At 70.5% G+C, this 18,165-nt stretch carries 17 protein-coding genes and 1 pseudogene; 11 read left to right on the top strand and 7 right to left on the bottom strand.

All coding sequences use genetic code 11. From position 1 onward, the window contains the following. Window positions 1-83: 83 nt before the first annotated feature. From QRY02_RS48885 to QRY02_RS18920, 3 genes are all read left to right on the top strand, one after another. Window positions 84-527 carry an integrase core domain-containing protein gene (locus tag QRY02_RS48885; protein ID WP_285992857.1) on the top strand — a complete coding sequence of 148 codons (444 nt, stop codon included), beginning with the start codon at window positions 84-86 and terminating at the stop codon, window positions 525-527. Between the two features lie 29 nt (window positions 528-556). Continuing rightward, window positions 557-706 carry a hypothetical protein gene (locus QRY02_RS18925; protein ID WP_285992856.1) on the top strand — a complete coding sequence of 50 codons (150 nt, stop codon included), beginning with the start codon at window positions 557-559 and terminating at the stop codon, window positions 704-706. Between the two features lie 159 nt (window positions 707-865). After that, window positions 866-1,417 carry a hypothetical protein gene (locus QRY02_RS18920; protein WP_285992855.1) on the top strand — a complete coding sequence of 184 codons (552 nt, stop codon included), beginning with the start codon at window positions 866-868 and terminating at the stop codon, window positions 1,415-1,417. A gap of 80 nt (window positions 1,418-1,497) precedes the next feature. Here QRY02_RS18920 and QRY02_RS18915 read toward each other — a convergent pair whose 3' ends face one another. Beyond that, window positions 1,498-3,648, bottom strand: a complete 2,151-nt coding sequence (locus QRY02_RS18915) for an outer membrane protein assembly factor BamB family protein (RefSeq protein WP_285992854.1) — start codon at window positions 3,646-3,648, stop codon at window positions 1,498-1,500. A gap of 233 nt (window positions 3,649-3,881) precedes the next feature. On the opposite strand from QRY02_RS18915, the gene QRY02_RS18910 reads away from it, so the two are divergent. The 6 genes and pseudogenes from QRY02_RS18910 (at window position 3,882) to QRY02_RS18890 (ending at window position 7,966) form a co-directional block, all read left to right on the top strand. Further along, complete coding sequence (locus QRY02_RS18910) at window positions 3,882-4,025, top strand: hypothetical protein (RefSeq protein WP_285992853.1); 144 nt, start codon at window positions 3,882-3,884, stop codon at window positions 4,023-4,025. Then, window positions 4,010-4,699, top strand: a complete 690-nt coding sequence (pqqC, locus tag QRY02_RS18905) for a pyrroloquinoline-quinone synthase PqqC (protein ID WP_285992852.1) — start codon at window positions 4,010-4,012, stop codon at window positions 4,697-4,699. Before QRY02_RS18910 ends, pqqC begins: the two co-directional genes overlap by 16 nt. After that, window positions 4,696-4,941, top strand: a pseudogene (gene pqqD, locus QRY02_RS48880) (pyrroloquinoline quinone biosynthesis peptide chaperone PqqD); the annotation flags it as partial. The gene pqqC and the pseudogene pqqD, both read left to right, overlap by 4 nt. 66 nt (window positions 4,942-5,007) lie before the next feature. Continuing rightward, window positions 5,008-6,081, top strand: a complete 1,074-nt coding sequence (gene pqqE, locus QRY02_RS18900; protein ID WP_502874261.1) for a pyrroloquinoline quinone biosynthesis protein PqqE — start codon at window positions 5,008-5,010, stop codon at window positions 6,079-6,081. After that, window positions 6,078-6,938, top strand: coding sequence for a pyrroloquinoline quinone biosynthesis protein PqqB (pqqB, locus tag QRY02_RS18895; RefSeq protein WP_285992850.1), 861 nt, complete (start codon window positions 6,078-6,080; stop codon window positions 6,936-6,938). The genes pqqE and pqqB overlap by 4 nt, the downstream gene beginning before the upstream one ends. A 59-nt stretch (window positions 6,939-6,997) precedes the next feature. Continuing rightward, window positions 6,998-7,966, top strand: coding sequence for a ThuA domain-containing protein (locus QRY02_RS18890; protein ID WP_285992849.1), 969 nt, complete (start codon window positions 6,998-7,000; stop codon window positions 7,964-7,966). A gap of 58 nt (window positions 7,967-8,024) precedes the next feature. Here QRY02_RS18890 and QRY02_RS18885 read toward each other — a convergent pair whose 3' ends face one another. Genes QRY02_RS18885 through QRY02_RS18860 form a run of 6 tightly spaced genes read right to left on the bottom strand, consistent with a single transcriptional unit; the run spans window position 8,025 to window position 15,949 of the window. Continuing rightward, complete coding sequence (locus QRY02_RS18885) at window positions 8,025-8,750, bottom strand: ABC transporter ATP-binding protein (RefSeq protein WP_285992848.1); 726 nt, start codon at window positions 8,748-8,750, stop codon at window positions 8,025-8,027. Further along, entirely contained in the window at window positions 8,747-10,576 is a 1,830-nt protein-coding gene (locus QRY02_RS18880; protein WP_285992847.1) for a branched-chain amino acid ABC transporter ATP-binding protein/permease, read from the bottom strand. Before QRY02_RS18880 ends, QRY02_RS18885 begins: the two co-directional genes overlap by 4 nt. Beyond that, complete coding sequence (locus QRY02_RS18875; RefSeq protein ID WP_285992846.1) at window positions 10,573-11,442, bottom strand: branched-chain amino acid ABC transporter permease; 870 nt, start codon at window positions 11,440-11,442, stop codon at window positions 10,573-10,575. The genes QRY02_RS18880 and QRY02_RS18875 overlap by 4 nt, the downstream gene beginning before the upstream one ends. A gap of 56 nt (window positions 11,443-11,498) precedes the next feature. Further along, complete coding sequence (locus tag QRY02_RS18870) at window positions 11,499-12,656, bottom strand: ABC transporter substrate-binding protein (RefSeq protein WP_285992845.1); 1,158 nt, start codon at window positions 12,654-12,656, stop codon at window positions 11,499-11,501. A gap of 32 nt (window positions 12,657-12,688) precedes the next feature. Continuing rightward, window positions 12,689-14,434, bottom strand: coding sequence for a thiamine pyrophosphate-binding protein (locus tag QRY02_RS18865; RefSeq protein ID WP_285992844.1), 1,746 nt, complete (start codon window positions 14,432-14,434; stop codon window positions 12,689-12,691). A 36-nt stretch (window positions 14,435-14,470) separates the two neighbouring features. Further along, window positions 14,471-15,949: an aldehyde dehydrogenase family protein gene (locus tag QRY02_RS18860; protein ID WP_285992843.1), complete on the bottom strand. Its 1,479-nt coding sequence runs from the start codon at window positions 15,947-15,949 to the stop codon at window positions 14,471-14,473. Window positions 15,950-16,111: 162 nt separating this feature from the next. On the opposite strand from QRY02_RS18860, the gene QRY02_RS18855 reads away from it, so the two are divergent. Together QRY02_RS18855 and QRY02_RS18850 are read left to right on the top strand one after the other, a co-directional pair. After that, complete coding sequence (locus tag QRY02_RS18855; RefSeq protein WP_285992842.1) at window positions 16,112-16,897, top strand: IclR family transcriptional regulator; 786 nt, start codon at window positions 16,112-16,114, stop codon at window positions 16,895-16,897. A gap of 38 nt (window positions 16,898-16,935) precedes the next feature. Beyond that, window positions 16,936-18,165 carry a CaiB/BaiF CoA transferase family protein gene (locus QRY02_RS18850; protein WP_285992841.1) on the top strand — a complete coding sequence of 410 codons (1,230 nt, stop codon included), beginning with the start codon at window positions 16,936-16,938 and terminating at the stop codon, window positions 18,163-18,165.

Raw genomic sequence — 18,165 nt, 5'->3', positions numbered from 1 at the left:
TGCTCACCTTCTGACGGGCGCCTTCGAGCTGGGCGATCCCGTGAGCGCGGCACCCCTGTCCACCGCGGCCACCGACGCGGATCATGCGCGCGACGTGGCGCACTACAGGACGTGGCTCAGCGGGTGGGCGTGCGGGCCGGCGCGGAAGTCCGCGAACAGCGTGTGGCGGCACGACCGCGCGGCAGCTGCCGGCTCCGAGCAGCCGGAGACCGGTCCGGCGTGGACGCTGGGAACTGCCGCGCGGTTGCTCGAGATCCGGCCTACTCCTCACACTGGGCATCGAGACGATCAGGATTCCGCCACGTTGCCCGCGGGCGAACTGCTACGCCGAGCGGTTTGTCCTCACGGCCAGAACCGAGCTCACCGACCGTATGTTGATCCTGAGTGAGCGGCATCTGCGGGCCGTGCTCGCCGAGTATGTCCGGCACTACAACGGTCGACGGCCGCACCGTTCCCGCGAGCTTCGCCCACCACGGCCGACCCAGCCCGCCGGAGGCCTGATCAACGATTACGAACGAGCCGCGTAAGACCACTGGTCAGCGCCGGAGACCGACTTTTGGAACCCCACAGCCGGCCGGCGATCGGTTCTCGCTTCACCGTGCTCGCGACCTGGCCCGGGGTGGAGAACGATCACACCGCGAAGGTCACGACCCTCGACAACGGCGAACTGGCCCTGTACCTCACCCACGTGTCGGAAGGCGCGTGAGACGCCGCGCCGTGGCTGGACACGTACCCGGTCATCGAGGCCGGCATCGCCACGCTCGTCGATCATGCACGCCGCCCTGACTCCGCTGTCCCGCAGATCGACCTGTCCGGAAGCGGCTATCGCCACGACGAGCAGTGGAGCTTCTTCGATGTCGCCGAGGTGCTGCTCGACCTGCCGGACGTGCTCAACCGGCTGACCAGGGCGCAGCGGCTGACCGTTGCCGACGAACTGGCCGCCGACGCCGCCGGCCGGGCCGAGGCGCTCCGGACGCTGCCCGTTCGAAAGGATCCGGCGACCGATACTTCCCGCGCGTGGCAGGCCCTCGAGGTTACGCGCGCCCTGCACAACGGCCGGCTCGGACCACTGCCCGAGGGGGCCGCCGGGTGGATGGTGCGGGCGTGGGGAAACGAGCTGATCTTGCTCGACCGGTGGGCCGCGCGCGACCGGCTGACCCGGATCGAGCAGCTGGTGGCCGCGTGCGAGCAGTTCGGAGGCCGCGCCGAAGCGCGGCTCGAACCGGACCTCCATGCCCACCTCGTGGTGCCCGGCGGCGAAGACGAGACCGGCAACGACGTTTTCTTCGTGACGGTGCCGTGTGGGGCACAACGGTTCTCACGACGAACGTCCGACGGCGCCGATGACGATCAAGCGGTTGCACCGCACCCACGGCACGGTCGACGACGTCGCCGTTCTCGATCCCGCCGACGATGACGGCTTCGCGAAGGTCCTCGGCGAGTGGACCCGGCTGGTGCCGTGGTCCGGCCTCCGGGTGCCCGCGGCACGCGGCTCGTTCAGGTGACGACGATCTTCCCGGTGTTCTGCGGGAAGATCGGGTCGTTGTAGAAGAACTCGCCCTTCTTCGTGAAGGTGTGCTTGAAGGACTGCCCCGGCATCAGGGTGCCGCTGTCGAATTCGTACTCGAAGAACGACACCGCGCCGTGGGCGAACGCGTTGCCTTGCGGGTTCACGAACGTGATCTCCGTGCCCACCGGGACCGTCAGGTGCTGCGGCGACATCGCGGTCTGGGCCACCGTGTTCTCGACCGCGCCGGGCGCGCCGGCGGTCGCGTCCCAGATCCGGCCGAGCGTCACCGTGTTCTTGGCCGCGGCGGCGGTCACCGCCGCGACGCGGATCTGGTTGCGCTTCGACGGCGGGACCGGTGCGGGCGCCGGGGTCACCTTGCCGCCGAGCTTGAACGCCCAGAGGTGGTCGCCCTTGGGGATGTCGGGGTAGGGGAGACCGTTGCCGCCCGCGAAGACCGCGAGGTACTGCTCGCCGTCGATCTCGTAGCTGATCGGGCTGGTGTGGACGCCGGCGCCGCACTGGAACCGCCACAGCTCGCCGCCGTCGGCGTCGTTCATGGCCAGGAGGTTGCCGTCCGGGCCGCCCTGGAACATCACGCCGCCGTCGGTGGTCAGGATGCCGTTGCCGTGGGCCAGGGACCACTCGCTGTCCTTGCGCCACACCAGTTCGTTGGTGCGCGGGTCGACCGCGGCGATCCCGCCCGCGAAGTACTCGCCGTAGGGGCGGGCGGTGTTGACCCGGCCGCCGGTGGTGTTCGAATAGGACGAGTTGATGAGCCCGTAGCCGACGTACACCCAGCCGGTCGCGGGGTTGAACGAAACGTGGGACCAGTCGGCACCGCCGCCCGCGCCGGGGAAGATGATCGTCGCGCGGTCCCAGTGCGTCGCGAACAGGCCGCCGGTGGGGTAGAAGGGCACCGGGCGGGTCGAGTTGTCCAGTCGCGGCTCCTGCGGGACGAACGGGTCCCCTTCGGGGAAGGGCTGGGTCGGCGACGTCTTGTGCCGCGGGTCCTGCGGAACCGGTCGCTCGGTCACGCCCTGGATCGGCCTGCCGTCGGTGCGGTCGAGGATGTAGTACATGCCGACCTTGCTGCCGTAGACCACGACCTTGCGCAGCCTGCCGTCGATGCGCAGATCGATCAGCACCGGCGCCATGACGTTGTCGTAGTCCCAGATGTCGTGGTGCACGGACTGGAAGTGCCAGCGCCGCTTCCCGGTCTTCGCGTCGATCGCGACGATCGTGTTCGCGAAGAGGTTGTCGCCGCCGCGCGTGGAACCGTTGGTGCGGGGGTACGGGTTCCCGAAGGTCCAGTAGACGAGGCCCAGTTCGGGGTCGACCGCGGGGTGGATCCACGGCACGGCGCCGCCGGTCTTCCAGGAATCCCCTTCCCAGGTGTCGTTGCCGAACTCGCCCGGACCGGGAACGGCCCAGAAGGTCCAGGCGATCTTCCCGGTGGCGGCGTCGAGCGCGTACGCCCGGCCGCGCGCGCCCGCGGTGCTGCCCTGCATGCCCACGTAGATGAGCCCGTCGGAGTAGACGACCGCGCCGGCGAGGCTGCCGATGCTGCCACCGCACTGGCCGTTCGCCGGATCGCACGGCTCGGGCGTGCCCTGCGAGGCGTCCTCGGTCAACAGGGGGGTCTTCCAGACGACGGCGCCGGTCTTCTGGTCGAGCGCGTAGAGGATGTTGGCGCCGGAGGTGGAGAACACCTTGCCCTGGCCCAGGGCCACCCCGCGCATGTTGGTCGTTTCGGTGCCGAGGTTCGTCTTCCAGCGCACCGCGCCCGTCCGGCCGTCGACGGCGAAGACGTTCTGCTGGGTGGTCTGGACGTAGAGGACGCCGTTCTGGGCGACGATCGTGCTCTGCTGGGCGCGGGAGGCGTCCCCGCCTTCGAGGTTGACGTGCCACGCGCCGCCGAGGCGGTGCACGTTCTGCCGGGTGATCTGCCGCAGCGGCGTGTGGTTCTGGTTGCCGAGGTCGCCGCCCACCTTGGTGAAGTCCCGCCCCGGCCGGCCGAACGCGTCCGGCTGGCGCGGGGTGTCCACCGTGGCCGGCGCCGCGGCGGTGGGCGGGGCGGCGAGCACGGTCCCCGCCACCGCGGCCCCCGTCGCGCCGGTCAGGAATCTGCGTCGATCCATCGGTCGGTCCCTCTCTTCGTTGAGAAAAGCGCGCTGCGACGAGCGAGTAACCGGTCCATCTGGTGGTACTCGCGGACCGCTCGATGGGCGAGTCTAGAACTGCTTCGGGTGCAGAACAAGAGGATTCGCCTCTTGTTCGCCGCGCGAAGACCGGGGTACTGTCGCGGAGCGCTAGACGGACCGGAAGGACCGCTGCGTGGACCCATAATCCGTGCTCGAAGAGGAGTGCCGGCATGTCCGTTGTTCTGGAAACCGTTGCGGTGCAAAGCGAAGAGCGGGTTCTTCCGCCGTGGTCGGATCCGCTGGTCGAGTGCTACGAGACTCGCCCGGAGGTCACCGCGTACGCCGGCGAGAGCGAGCCGTGGCGGGCCCGCTGAGCCGGGCGGAGCTGACCGACGCCCTGCTCCGCCTCGAGAAGCGCTACTGGGCTCACCACCCGTTCCACCTCCGGCTGCACGAAGGCCGGTGCTCGCCGGCGGAGCTGCGCCGCTGGGTGGCCAACCGCTGGTACTACCAGAAGTGCCTGGCGCAGAAGAACGCCGCGGTCATCGCGGCGTGCCCGCTGCCGGAAGTCCGTCGCGCCTGGGTGGACCGGATCGTCTTCCACGACGGCGTGCACGCCGGCGAGGGCGGCATGGAACAGTGGCTGGGCCTGGCGGAAGCGGTCGGGCTGAGCAGGGCGGAAGTCCTCGACGAGCGGAACGTCCTGCCCGGGGTGCGGTTCGCCGTCGACGGGTACCTGCACTTCTGCCGCACGAAGCCGTGGACCGAGAGCGTGGCGGCGGCGCTCACCGAGATGTTCTCGCCGGGGCACATGACCGACCGCGTCAACGCCTGGCGGGAGCACTACGGCTGGATCCGGCCGGAGGGCTTCGCCTACTTCGAACGCCGGATCCCGGCGGCGCGGGAGGACAGCGCGCTGACCCTGCGCCTCGTGCTCGACCACTGCGTCACCGCCGAGCAGCAGGACGCCGCGATCCGGGCGCTGTCATTCAAGTGCGACGTGCTGTGGGCGGTGCTCGACGCGGTGGACTACGCGAGGTGCTCATGAGCGTGACGGCCGGCAGCCGACCGGGACTGCGGCGCGGGGTGCGGCTGGAATTCGACGCGGTCCGCGGCCGATCAGCGCTGCTGTTCCCCGAAGGTGTGCTGCTGCTCAACGAAACCGCGGCGGCCGTACTGTCCCGATGCGACACCCGGCGATCGGTGGCGGATATCGTCGACGACCTCGCCGCCGAGTACGCGGGCGTCGAGGCCGGTTCGGTGCTCCGGACGCTGGCCGACCTCGAACAGCGGGGTTTGGTGGGGGAGACGCCGGACGCCCGGCCTGCCCGGTTTTCGCCGCCACGGCCGGGAGTGGTGGTACCTCGGCGGTCGCCGGTTCCGCTCGGCCTGCTCGCCGAGCTGACCTACCGGTGTCCCCTGCAGTGCACCTACTGCGCCAACCCGCTCAACCTCGCCGATTACCAGGACGAACTGGACACCGCGGCCTGGCTCGACGTGTTCGCCCAGGCCCGGTCCCTCGGCGTGCTGCAACTGCACCTGTCCGGCGGCGAGCCGGGCCTCCGCCGCGATCTGGCCGCCCTGGTCGCGGCCGCGAACCGGCTCGGCCTGTACACGAACCTGGTCACCAGCGGGATCTCCCTGACCGCGGCGAGGATCGCCGGGCTCGCCGACGCCGGTCTCGATCACTTCCAGCTGTCCCTGCAGGACGCCGAAGCGGCTCCCGCGGACCGGGTGGCGGGCCGGGCCGCGCACGACCGCAAGCTCGTCGTCGCGGAGGCCGTCCGTGCGGCCGGGCTCCCGCTGACCATCAACGTGGTGCTGCACCGCGCGAACGTCGAGCACGTCCCGGCGATCGCCGAGCTGGCCGATCGCCTGGGCGCCGACCGTCTCGAACTCGCCCACACGCAGTTCTACGGCTGGGCGCTGCGCAATCGCGCCGCCCTCATGCCCACGCGCGCGCAGGTCGACCAGGCGGCCCGGGACGTCGCCGAGGTCCGGCAGCGGTACGGCTTCGAGGTCGTGCACGTCGCCGCCGACTACTACGACCCCCGCCCCAAGCCGTGCAACTACGGCTGGGGTGCCCGGCAGCTGACCGTCACCCCCAACGGGCACGTGCTGCCCTGCCTGGCCGCGGAGACACTGCCCGGACTGGAAATCCCGTCCGTGCGCACGGACCCGCTCGCGGCCATCTGGTACGAATCCCCGGCCTTCCGGAAGTTCCGCGGCACCGAGTGGCTGCCCGAGCCCTGCGGCGGCTGCGCGCTCAAGGAAATCGACTTCGGCGGCTGCCGGTGCCAGGCCTACCAGCTGACCGGCGACGCGACCGTGACCGACCCCGTCTGCGACCTGTCCGAGCACCACGACCTCGTCCTGGCGGGGACCACGGAGCTCGTACCGGAACCCGCGGTACCCCGGCGGATGCGATGAAGATCCGCGTCCTCGGCACCGCGGCCGGCGGTGGCTCGCCCCAGTGGAACTGCGGCTGCCCGGAGTGCGAGGAGGCCCGCGCCACCGGGAGGTCGCGAACGCAGGACGGCCTGGCGGTCAGCGGCGACGGCAGCGCGTGGTACCTCGTCAACGCCTCTCCGGACCTGCGGGCGCAGCTGCCGGCCACCCCCGAACTGCGCCCGCCCGCCGGAACGCGCGACACCCCGGTGCGCGGAGTCCTGCTCACCAGCGCCGAACTGGACCACACCCTCGGTCTGCTCGGCCTGCGCGAGGCCGCCGACCTCGACGTCTACGCCACCGCGTGGGTGCACGAGGCGCTGACGACGGCGTTCCCCCTGCGCACGGTTCTGTCCGCCTACACCCGCGCCCATCGGCACGACGTCCGGGACGGCGAACCGATCGAACTGGCCGGCGGTCTCCGGGTCACGGCGACCGTGCTCGGCGCCAAGCGACCTCGGTACGCGAGTGGGCTGGCGCCCGGCGCGGCGGTGTGCGCGTACCGGTTCGACGCCGGCGGCCGCGCCTTCGTCTACGCACCCGGCCTGGCCACGTGGAGCCCGGAGTTCGAAAAGGCGATCGGCGACGCCGACCTCGTCGCGGTGGACGGCACGTTCTTCACCGAAGACGAGATGGGGCCCGCGCGCCCGGCGTCGGGCATGGGACACCTCGCCGTGCGCGACCAGCTCCCGCTGATCCACGCCCGCCCGCGAACGCGCTTCCTGTTCACCCACCTCAACAACACCAACCCGCTTCTCCGGCCGGACGCGCCGGAGCTGGCCGAAGTCACCGCCGCCGGTGCGGCGGTGGCCGCCGACGGCCAGTTGCTCGAGCTGTAACCGGCTCCCTCCCCGCAGGCCCCGTGGCACCGCCGTGCCCGGAGAAAGGTCGGAACACCATGAAGAAGAGATCAACGACGTTGGTGACGATGCTCGGGAGCGCGGTGACCGCGGCGCTGACCACGGCCGCCCTGATCGGGATGCCCGCCTCGGCGCATGACGGCGGCAAGCAGGGCGCCCAGGCGCTCGGCGACCCCGACTACGGTGTGTGCCGCGGCCTCGACACGCGCTGCTACCACAACTGGGGCAACTTCGACCTGAGCAAGGGCATCAAGGTCCTGGTGTACTCGCGCACCGCGGGCCCCCGGCACGCGAACCTGGGGCCGGCGCTCGGGCCGGGCCTGAACCCGCCGCTGACGGCGGCGAACGTCGCGCAGAACGGGCTGATCGAGCTGGGGAAGAAGAACGGGTTCGCGGTCGACTGGACCGAAGACGTCACCCAGCTCGCCAGCCCGAGCACCTTGTTCAAGTACAACGCGGTCATCCTCATGAGCACCACTCGCGACGCCCTGGACGACTCGGCCCAGACGTCACTGCGGCAGTACATCCGGGGCGGCGGTGGGTTCGTCGGCATCCACAACGCCTTCGGTACGGAGTACAACTGGCCGTGGTACGAGGGGTTGCTGGGCGGGGCGAACTACTACGACCACGGACCCGCGCAGGCCGGGGTGGTGCAGACGGCCGACCGCACCGACGTGTCGACGAAGGGCCTGCCGAACCGGTGGCCGTTCACCGACGAGTGGTACAACCTGGTTCCCTTCCCGAGCAACGTGCGAGTCTTGGCCAAGGTCGACGAGTCGACACTCGCGAAGGGCGTGAAGGGCTCGATGGGGCACCCCGGGCACGGGGACGACCACCCCGTGGCGTGGTGCCAGTACTACGACGGCGGCCGGTCGTGGGTGACCACGCTGGGCCACGAAAGCTGGGCGTTCACCAACACGACGACCGCAGACGGCGCGGCGTACTTCCAGACGCTGATCGCCAACGGCATCAAGTCCGCCGCCGGTGCGGCACCGTTCTGCCGCTGATCCTGGGAAGGCGAGACCCCCGGCCGGGAATTCCGGCCGGGGGTCTCGTCCACGGCTGTCAGAGGCCGAGATAGATCTGCCGGACCAGCGGATCGTGCGCCAGATCCGCCGAACTGCCGGTCATCGCGATCCGCCCGTTCTCCATCACCACGCACGTCTCGGTGGCCTCGAACGTCAGCTTCGCGTTCTGCTCCACCAGCAACAGCCCCAGCCCCGCTGCCGACAGCCGTTGCAGCGTGCCGAGGATCTCCTCCACCAGCTTCGGGGACAGACCCATCGACGGCTCGTCCAGCAGCACCAGCCGCGGTTCGGACATCAGCGCGCGCCCGATGGCCAGCATCTGCTGCTGTCCGCCCGACAACGCTCCGGCGAGCCGGTGCTGCATCTCGCCCAGCACCGGGAACATCTCGTAGACCTCCTCGAGCTTCTCCCGCGTCTTCCCGTTCCACGGACGCAGGTAGGCACCGAGCAGCAGGTTCTTCTCCACGGTCAGCCCGGCGAACACGTGCCGGCCCTCCGGGACGTAGCCGATGCCGTGGCGGACGACGTCCTTCGGCTTGACCTTGGTGAGGTCGTGGTCGCCGAGGCGCAGGGTGCCGACCTTGCGCGGTACCAGCCCCATCAGCGCCTTCAACGTCGAGGTCTTCCCCGCGCCGTTGGCCCCGATGATGCCCAGGCACCGGCCGGCGCCGACGGTGAACGACACCGAGCTGACCGCCTGCACCCCGCCGTAGTGCACGGCGAGGTCTTTCACGACCAGGTCGCCTTGGGTCTGTACGTTCACGGCAACGCCTCCGTCTCCACGGCTTCCACGACCTCGGCCGTGCTGAACGAATCACCGAGGTAGGCCTCGATGACCTCGGGCCGGACCGCGACCTCGGCCGGGGTGCCTTCGGCGATCACGCGGCCGCTCGCCAGCACCGTGACCCGGTCGCACAGGGACATCACCAGGCCCATGTTGTGTTCGATCAGCACCACCGTCACGCCGCTGTCGCGGATGGAGCGCACGATCTCCTGGAGCTGCCCCACCTCCTGGCCGTTGAGCCCGGCCGCGGGTTCGTCCAGGAGCAGCAGGCTGGGTTCCGCCGCCATGGCCCGGGCCAGTTCGACGCGGCGCTGGATGCCGTAAGGCAGGGACTTCGGCGCGGCCTCGGCGAAGTCCGTGAGGCCGAACCGGTCGAGCAGCTCCGCCGCGGCCTGCCGGAGCCGGCGCTCGTGCTGCCAGATCCCGACCGGCCACACCACGTACCGCCACGCCGCGCGCATCGGCGTGCGGTCGAGGGCCACCAGGAGGTTCTCCTCGACCGTCATCTGGCCGAACAGGCGCAGGTTCTGGAACGTCCGCGACATCCCCTGCCGGGACAGCTGATGGGGTCGCCGCCCGACGAGCGGGCGTCCGTCGAAGCTCGCCGTGCCCCCGCCGGCGGTGTAGATCCCGCTGATCACGTTGAACAGCGTGGTCTTGCCGGAGCCGTTGGGGCCGACGATGCCGCGGATCTCGCCCGGCTCGACCGACAGCGTGACGCCGTCGAGCGCGCGCAGACCGCGGAACTGCTTGCTGATGGCGGAGATCTCCAACGCGCCGGACGCCGATTTCCCCGGCGCCGGTTCGTACGGGCGGAACGCGGTGAGCACGCCCGCCGACCGGTGCCGCCCGCGCCGGATCGCCGACCAGAGCCGCCGGGGGAGCCCGGCGAGGCCGGTGGGGGCGAACACCACCATCAGCACCACGACGGCGCCGTAGCCCAGCTGCGCGTAGACGGAGAAGTCGGCCAGCGCCTCCCGCACGAGCGCCAGCGCGATCGCGCCGATCACGCAGCCGACGATGCTCTGCCGTCCGCCGATGATGACCATCGCCAGCAGCAGGAACATGTTGGCCACGCTGAAGGACTCCGGCGCGATGTAGTGGATCAGCCCGGCGTAGAGCACCCCGGCCGCGCCGCCGTAGACGCTCGCGGTCAGGAACGCCGTCATCCGCAGCAACGGCACGGGAGCGCCGACCGCGCCCGCGGCGAGCGAGTCGTCGCGCATGGCCCGAAGCCGCCGGCCGAGTGCGGTGCGGACGAGGAAGAGCGCGAACGCGATCGCGATGCCGAACACGATCAGTTCGAAGTAGTAGTACAGGTACTCGTTGGTCAGGTCGATGCCGAACAGCGGGGGAGCGGGGATCCCGTTGAGGCCCGACGCGCCGCCGGCGATCTGGGCGTTGGTGACCCAGTTGGTGAAGGCCAGGGCGAGGCCGAGAGTGACGATGCCGAGGTAGTGCGACTGGACCCGCAGCGCGGGAATACCGACGAACAGGCCGGCCAGCGCGGTGGCGAGCATCGCGAGCGCGGCCGAGACCCAGAAGCCGAGTCCCGAGCTGGTGGTGAAGATCGCCAGGGCGTAGGAGCCGATGCCGAAGAACGCGACCTGGGCGAGGTTGATCTGCCCGGCGACCCCCATGGCCAGGCCGAGGCCGACGGCCAGCAGGGCGAAGACCACCGCGATGTTGACGACGTGGATGCCGTAGGTGTCCAGGCCGTAGGGCAGGAACCAGGCGGCGACGGCGATCGCGGCGGCCGCGATCAGCTTGACCGCCACCGGTTTGGTGCGCAGGAGGGAAGTCATGCCCGGCTCACCGTCCGTTCGCCGAAGAACCCGGTCGGCCGGATCATGATGATGACCGTGAAGGCGAGGAACACCACCAGGTCCGAATAGCCTTGGAACTGCCCCGACGCGTAGGAGTCGAGCACGCCGATGACGAGCCCGCCCGCGATGGCGCCCCCGATGTTCCCGAAGCCGCCGAGGATGGCCGCGGCGAACCCCTTGATGCCCAGGGTGCCGCCTAGCGTCGGGCTGACGTACAGCAGGGGGCCGACCAGGCCACCGGCGAGGGCGGCCAGGCCGGCGCCGATCGCGAACGCGATGGCGTTGCTGCGCCCGACGTGGATGCCGACGGCCGTCGCGGCTTCGTGGTCCATGGCCACCGCCTGCATCGCGGCCCCGCGCTTGGTGCGCTGGAGGAACAGCAACAGCAATACCGTGGCGACGGCGGCGATGCCGAGCACCACCAGGTTGTAGGTGCGGACGCGGACGCCGAACAGGTCCAGCGGCTGGGTGTCCACCGGCGTGGGAACGGCGTGTCCGGTGGCGCCCCAGATGATGGTGGCGAGCGCCTCGAGCACCACCCCGAAGCCGATCGTGCCGATCAGCATGAGGTCGAAGTCCTTGTTCTCCAGCGGGCGCAGCACCCGCTCCATGACCAGCGCGATGAGCCCGGTGACCACCATGGCGACGGCGATGGCGAGGATGAACGGGAGCCGTGAAGACATGTAGAAGGTCGATGCCGCGTAGGCCCCGACCATGACCACCTGGCCGTGGGCGAAGTTCACCAGGCCCATGGTGCGGTAGACGATCGAGAAGCCCATTGCGACGAGGGCGTAGACGGCACCGAAGCTGAGCCCGCCGACGAGGGTCTGGAGCAGAACTTGCACAGGGAGTCCTTTCACCGGCAAGGGGCCGCACCGGTGGCGCGGCCCCTGAAGGCGGGTCAGCTGGCGGGAGCCGCGACGAGCTTGCCGCCGGTGATGACACCGATCGACGTGGCGTGGATGCCGACCCCGGTCTGGTCGAACGTGAAGTTCCCGAGCAGGCCGGGGTACTTGGTGCCGCGGATGGCGTCGGCCAGCTGCTGGCCGGTGGCGCCGCCCGAGGTCTTGAGCGCGGTGAGGAAGATGCTGGTGCCGTCGTAGGCCTTGGCTCCGTGCAGCTCCGCGTCCTCGTTGAACGCCGCCTTGTAGGCCTGGCCGAACCGGCGGGCCGCGTCGCTGGTGTCGTTGCTCAGGTACGGGCTGCTCACCACGGTGCCCTCGGCGTTGCTCGCGCCGGCCGTGGTGAGGTACACCGTCGTGCCCATCGGGGCGGCGCCGGCGATCGTCGCGGTGATGCCGAGCTCGCGGGCCTGCTTGACGATCAGCCCCGCCTCGACCTCCTCGGTCCCGACGAACAGGACCTGCGGGTTCTTCTGCCGGATGGAGGTCAGCGCGGCGCTGAAGTCCTTCTGGTCGGTGGTGACGACCTGGTCGTCGACCGGCGCGACGCCGCGGCCGGCAAGTGCCTTGCCGAACGCGTCGTGCTCGCCCTTGCCGTAGGAGCCGTTGTTCGTGACGAACGCGATGCTCTTCTGGCCCTTCTGGTCCACGAGGTACTTCGCGAGCGTCTCGTCGTAGGTCGTGCTGGTCGGCCCGTTGAGGAACTGGAACGGGCTCTTCACCGCGATGATCGACGGCGACTGCCCGGACGTGATGCTCGGGATCTTCGCCTGTTGCAGGATCGGCGCCATCGCCACGGTGACCGCGCTCTCGGCGGTGCCGATCATCGCGATGTAGCCCTCGCTGGAGATCTTGCGCGCCAGGTTGGTGCCGACCGTCGGGTCGCCGGCGTCGTCGAACACGTCGAGCTGGATCTTGCGGCCGTTGACGCCGCCCTTGGCGTTCCACTGGTCGACCGCCAGCTTCGCGCCCTTGTACTCCCAGGCACCCAGGGAACTGAGCTGGCCGCTCTGCGCGTTGACCACCGCGATCTTGATCGGACCGCTGTTGTCCGCGGTGGATGGCGACGAGCTGCCGGGTGCGCTGCAAGCGGCCGCGGCTCCCACGGCCAGCAGGGTCATCGAGGCCAGCAGTCGTCTGATTCCGCGTGGGTTCATCGGGGACACTCCGTTGTGTGCGGTGGCGGCGGTCATTCGAAGACGCCTTGGTAGATGTCGTTGATGTTCCAGTGCCCGGGGGTCGGGACCGGTTCGTTGACCATGGGGACGTCGAGCACGGCGGGGCGTCGGTTTTCGATCGCCTCGTGCAGTGCGGTGGCGAGGTCTTCCGGGCGGTCGACGGTGTAGCCGTCGGCGCCGCAGGCGCGGCCGAAAGCCGCGAAGTCGGGGGACGAGGGGTTGCCGTCGCGGTCGCGGAACTCGCAGCCGAAGCTCCGGCCGAAGTTGTGGGACTGCAGGTCGGCGATGGTGCCGTGGGCCTTGTTGTTCATCACGACGAACAGCACGGGCAGGCCCTGCTCGACGGCCAGGGGCACGGCGGGCAGCTGGGCGCTCATCCCGCCGTCGCCGACGAGGGCGACGACGACCCGGTCCGGCTGGGCCAGCTGGACGCCGACCGCGGCCGCCGGGCCGAAGCCCATCGTGGACGCGCCGCCCGGGGTGATGAACCGGCCCGGCTCGGGCAGCTCGTAGCACTGGGCGACGCCGTTCTTGTTCCAGCCGACGTCGGTGACCAGCACGGCGTCCGGCGGCAGCGTGGTGCGCAGGTCCTCGAGGATCCGCTCCGGCCGCAGCGGGAAGTCGGTGCTACGGCCGCGTTCCCGGCTCGCCGCGAACAGGTCCGCCCGGGCCGTGCCGATCTGCTCGCGGACGCCGGTGCGGTCGACGGGCTCGGCCACGAGCGCCTTGACGGCGGCGGTGATCGCCGGGACGGCGTGGTTCACGTCGGCGACCGCCCCGATCTCGACGGGGTAGTTGCGGCCGATCTCGGCTGCGTCGAGGTCGATCTGGATCAGCCGGCCCGGCGGAAACGCCCAGGTGTACTCCGAGTTCCACGAGCTGGCGTCGGTCTCGGCGAACCGGGTGGCGAGCGCGAGGACGACGTCGGCCTTGCGGGTGTACTCGTTGGTCAGCTCGAGGCCCCAGAAGCCCGTCATGCCCATCACGAGGGGATGCCGGTCGGGCAGGGTGCCCTTGGCCATCAGGGAGTGCGCCACCGGGATGTCCAGGTGCTCCACCAGTTCGAGCAGTGCCGCGCGACCCTCGGGTGAGCGCAGGCCGCCGCCCAGGTAGACGAGCGGGCGTTCGGCTCCGGCCAGGACCTCGGCGATCCGGTGGGCGTCCACATCGGACAACGCGGGCTTCGCGGTGTGGGCCACGAGCGGGTACTCGGCGAGCGGGACTTCGCGCGAGAAATGGTCCATCGGGACGTTGAGCAGAACCGCCCCCGGACGGCCCGACGTCGCCGTCCAGAACGCGCGCTCGGTGAACCGGGCGAGGTCTTCGGCGCGGTGCACGTGCCAGGCCCGCTTGACGAAGGGGCGGTAGATGGCCGTCTGGTCGGCGTCGGCGTGCAGGTTGACTTCCTGGTGCGGGTGCCGGCCGTGGTAGTAGGACGGGATGTCGCCGGAGATCGTGATCAGCGGCACCGAGTCCAGTGCCGCGGTCGCCACGCCGGTGACCGCGTTCATCATGCCCGGCCCGACGTGCACCAGCAGCACGCCGGGTTTGCCCGACGCGCGGGCGTAGCCGTCGGCGGCGTGGGCCGCGGCCTGTTCGTGGCGGGCCATCACGAACTCGATGCGGCTGCGGCCCAGCGCGTCCAGCAGCGCGATGTTCGTGTGCCCGCACAGGCCGAAGACGTACTCGACGCCATAGGACTCCAGCTGGCGGACGAGCGCCTCGGCGGCGGTGACGGTCGCGGCGGGGTGGGTCATCGAAGTCGAACTCCTCTTATCGTTCGGCGGGTTCGGTCACTGCTCGCCCCAGATGGACAGGTTGCGCAGCACGAGGGTCTTGACGACGGTGTAGTCGTCGATCATGGGCGCGGGGGACTCGCGGCCGAAGCCGGAGTCCTTGACCCCGCCGAAGGGCACGTGGTCGAGCCGGAAGTTGGACGAGCCGTTGACGATCAGCCCGCCGACCTGCAGCTCCCGCCACGCGGTGAAGATCGCGCCGATGTCCCGGGTGAAGATCCCGGCCTGGAGGCCGAACCGGCTGGCGTTGCACGCGGCGATGACGGTGTCGAGGTCGTCGAAGGGCAGCACGGCGACCAGGGCGCCGAACACCTCCTCGACGACGACGGTCGCGTCCGGCGCGGGGTCGGCGACGATGGTGGGCAGCAGGGTCGCGCCGTCGCGGGTGCCGCCCAGCAGCACCCGCGCGCCGCCGGCCGCCGCCTCGGCGGTCCATTTTTCGACGCGGGCGGCGGCTTCGTCGTCGACCATCGAGCCGATGTCGGTAGCCGGGTCGAGCGGGTCGCCGACCTTCAGGCCTGCGACCTCGGTGCGGAAAGCGGCGAGGAAGTCCTCGAAGCGGCTGCGGTGCACGTAGACCCGCTGGACGGAGATGCAGCTCTGGCCGGAGTTGCTGTAACCGGTGCGGGCGCAGGTTTTGGCGGCGAGCGCGAGGTCGGCGTCCGCGCACACGAGCGTCGCGGCGTTGCCGCCCAGTTCGAGCACCAGCCGTTTCGCCCCGGCCGCGCGGGCGACCGCGTTGCCGGTTTCGGCGCTGCCGGTGAAGCTGATGACGGCGACTTCGCGCGCCGCGCACAGTGCGGCGCCGACGTCGCCACCGCCGTGCAGCAGTTGCACCGCTTCCGGTGGCATGCCCGCCTCCAGCAGCAGCGCCACGACGGCCGCGGTCGTGGCCGGTGCCTGCGGCGGAGCCTTGACGAGGGTGGTGTTGCCGGCGGCGAAGGAGGCGCCGAGCTTGTGCGCGAGCAGGTTCGCCGGCGCGTTGAACGGGGTGATCGCCAGGGCGACCCCGGCCGGCGCGCGGTAGGTCAGGGCGGTGTTGCCGACCCCGCGTTCCCAGCCCGCGACGGGCAGGTTCTCGCCGCCGATGTGGCGGGTTTCGGCGGCGCAGACGGCGAAGGTGTCGGCAACGCGGTCGAGCTCGCCCCGCCCGTCCTTGAGCGGCTTCCCGAGCTCGAGGGCGATCAGCCGGGCGATGTCGTCCCGGTGGTCTTCGGCCAGCCGTGACGCGCGTTCGAGGATCGCCGCGCGGGTCGCGGGGGCCAAGCGCGCGACGACGGGCGCGGATCCGGCGGCGTACCGGACGGCGCGGGCGACCTGGTCGTCGTCCGCGGTGAACGACGTCGTGGCGACTTTGCGCAGGTAGGGGCCGATGCGCTCGGCCGGCGACCCGTCGCGGGACCACTGGCCGGCGACGAACGCGGCGGCCTCGATCGGGGTATCGGATTTCGCGGCTTCGAGGATTCGCTCCAGCACCGCCACACTCCCTTGTGAACCATCAAACGGCACATCTGGACCGCTCTGCGGACTCCGTGTAACGTACGGTCAGCCACCTGCCGGTGGCAAGAGCGGGATCTGAAACTGTTGCGAACTGGTCCACCGGCCGGGGACCGCAAGGCGACGAAGGGGTGTGCACCGATGAAGGCTGACGGGGCCGAGGAGCGAGAGGGCTCGTCCGGTGAGGGAGGTGTGCGCAGTGTCCAGCGCGCACTGGACATCCTCGGGTTGCTGACCGACGAACGGCCCGCCGTCACGGTCTCCGACATCGTGAAGGCGACCGGTCTCGCGAAGACGACGGCGATCCGCCTGGCGCAGACGTTGGAGCTCAACGGGTTGCTGTGGTCGACCAGCAAGGGCTACATGGCCGGACCCGGGCTGTGGCGGTGGGCGCACCTCGCGCGGCAGAGCTGGGAGCTGCCGGCGGAGATGATGCAGCTGATGCGCGAACTCGGCGACCGGCAACGGGAGACGGTGAACCTCTACGTGCGACGGGACATGTACCGGGTTTGCGTTGCGCAGCAGGAAAGCCCGCAGCCGCTGCGGCACGTCGTGCGGGTCGGTGACGAACTCCCGTTGTGGGGCGGCGCTTCGTCGAAAGTCTTGCTCCGCGACGCTTCTCCTGCTTTGCTGAAGAGGATCGCGCGCAGTTCCCCGGCCGGTGCCGACTACGCGGACAGTATCCACAAAGGACTGACCGAGGCGGCGGAGCAGGGGTACGCGGTGAGTCACGGCGAACGCGAAGCGGGTCTGTCGGCCGTGGCGGTCCCCGTCCTCGGCAAGAACGGTGCTGTCGCCGCCGCGTTGTCGTTGAGCGGCCCCACCGTCCGGTTCTCCGAAGACCGGATCGCCGAGTTCGTCGCTGATCTCACCGAGTCCGCTTCGCGGATGAGCGAGCGGGGTTTCGACTATCCGTTCGCCGGCTGACTCCGGCCGGGGCTCGTTGTCTGGGACAAGGAGAGGGAATGACGAAACGACCGCTTCGCGGTATCCGGGTGCTCGACCTGACCAACGTCCTCGCGGGACCGTACTGCAGCTACCAGCTCATGCTGTTCGGTGCCGAGGTGGTCAAGGTCGAGCTGCCGGGGACGGGTGACCTCGCCCGGAACCTGGGTCCGGACGCGGTCCTGAACCGCGCCGGGATCGGTGCGTCGTTCCTGGCGCAGAACGCCGGCAAGAAGTCGATCGAGCTGAACCTCAAGGACGCCGGTCAGCAGGCGCTGTTCGAGGACCTGGTCCGCGGCGCGGACGTCGTCCTCGAGAACTACCGGGCGGGGGTGCTCGATCGGCTGGGTTTCGGCTGGAACCGGCTGCGTACCCTCAATTCCGGGTTGGTGTACTGCGCCATCTCGGGATTCGGCCAAAGTGGACCGATGAGCCAGGCGCCGGCCTACGACCAGATCATCCAGGGCCTCTCGGGCATGATGAGCGTGACCGGAACTCCCGAAACCGCGCCGCTGCGCGTGGGTTTCCCCGTCTCGGACACGGTCGGCGGGCTGATGGCCGCGTTCGCCATTGCGGCGGCTCTGGTCGGCCGGGACCGCACGGGCGAAGGGTGTTTCCTGGACCTGTCGATGCTCGAAGCGTCCATTTCGGCCATGGGCTGGGCGGTGTCGAACTACGTCATCAGCGGCGTCGCGCCCGTCCCGATGGGCCGGGACAACGCCACGGCCGCGCCCTCGGGCACGTTCTTCGCCGCGGACGGGCCGCTGAACATCGCGGCGAACCGGCAGGAGCAGTTCGCCACGTTGTGCGCGCTGGTCGGGCGCCCGGACCTCGTCACGGATCCCCGCTTCGCCGACCGGGAAGACCGCAAGGCCCACCGGGCGGAGCTCGACGCCGAGCTGAACGAGGCCCTGGGCGCGCGGCCCGCCCTCGAATGGGAGCGGTTGCTCTCCGACGCGGGCGTGCCGGCCGCCAGGATCCTCACCGTGCCGCAGGCGCTCGAGTCCGAACAGCTCGCCCACCGTGGCTTCTTCACCGAACTGCCGTTTCCCGGTCAGTCCGGGCGGACCCTGCGCGCCAGCGGCAACGGCGTTTTGCTCGACGGCGAGCCGCTGCGTCCGGCCACGCGCCCGCCGCTGCTGGGCGAACACAACGACGAAGCGGTCGAGCTCGCCCGCAGGTGGACCGCCGGCACACCCATTCCCCGGCCGGCCCCGGAACCGTCGCTCACGCCCGCGGACAAGGACTGA

The organism is Amycolatopsis sp. DG1A-15b (assembly GCF_030285645.1).
In the GTDB taxonomy this organism is placed as follows: Bacteria; Actinomycetota; Actinomycetes; order Mycobacteriales; family Pseudonocardiaceae; genus Amycolatopsis.
Note: the sequence above shows the minus strand (reverse complement) of the source record. Positions and strands in the feature narration are given on the sequence as shown.

Coding starts and splice junctions, on each gene's coding strand:
- QRY02_RS48885 (WP_285992857.1), top strand. CDS start 84: ATGCGCGCGACGTGGCGCACTACAGGACGTGGCTCAGCGGGTGGGCGT.
- QRY02_RS18915 (WP_285992854.1), bottom strand. CDS start 3,648: ATGGATCGACGCAGATTCCTGACCGGCGCGACGGGGGCCGCGGTGGCG.
- QRY02_RS18910 (WP_285992853.1), top strand. CDS start 3,882: ATGTCCGTTGTTCTGGAAACCGTTGCGGTGCAAAGCGAAGAGCGGGTT.
- pqqB (WP_285992850.1), top strand. CDS start 6,078: ATGAAGATCCGCGTCCTCGGCACCGCGGCCGGCGGTGGCTCGCCCCAG.
- QRY02_RS18890 (WP_285992849.1), top strand. CDS start 6,998: ATGAAGAAGAGATCAACGACGTTGGTGACGATGCTCGGGAGCGCGGTG.
- QRY02_RS18880 (WP_285992847.1), bottom strand. CDS start 10,576: ATGACTTCCCTCCTGCGCACCAAACCGGTGGCGGTCAAGCTGATCGCG.
- QRY02_RS18870 (WP_285992845.1), bottom strand. CDS start 12,656: ATGAACCCACGCGGAATCAGACGACTGCTGGCCTCGATGACCCTGCTG.
- QRY02_RS18865 (WP_285992844.1), bottom strand. CDS start 14,434: ATGACCCACCCCGCCGCGACCGTCACCGCCGCCGAGGCGCTCGTCCGC.
- QRY02_RS18855 (WP_285992842.1), top strand. CDS start 16,112: ATGAAGGCTGACGGGGCCGAGGAGCGAGAGGGCTCGTCCGGTGAGGGA.
- QRY02_RS18850 (WP_285992841.1), top strand. CDS start 16,936: ATGACGAAACGACCGCTTCGCGGTATCCGGGTGCTCGACCTGACCAAC.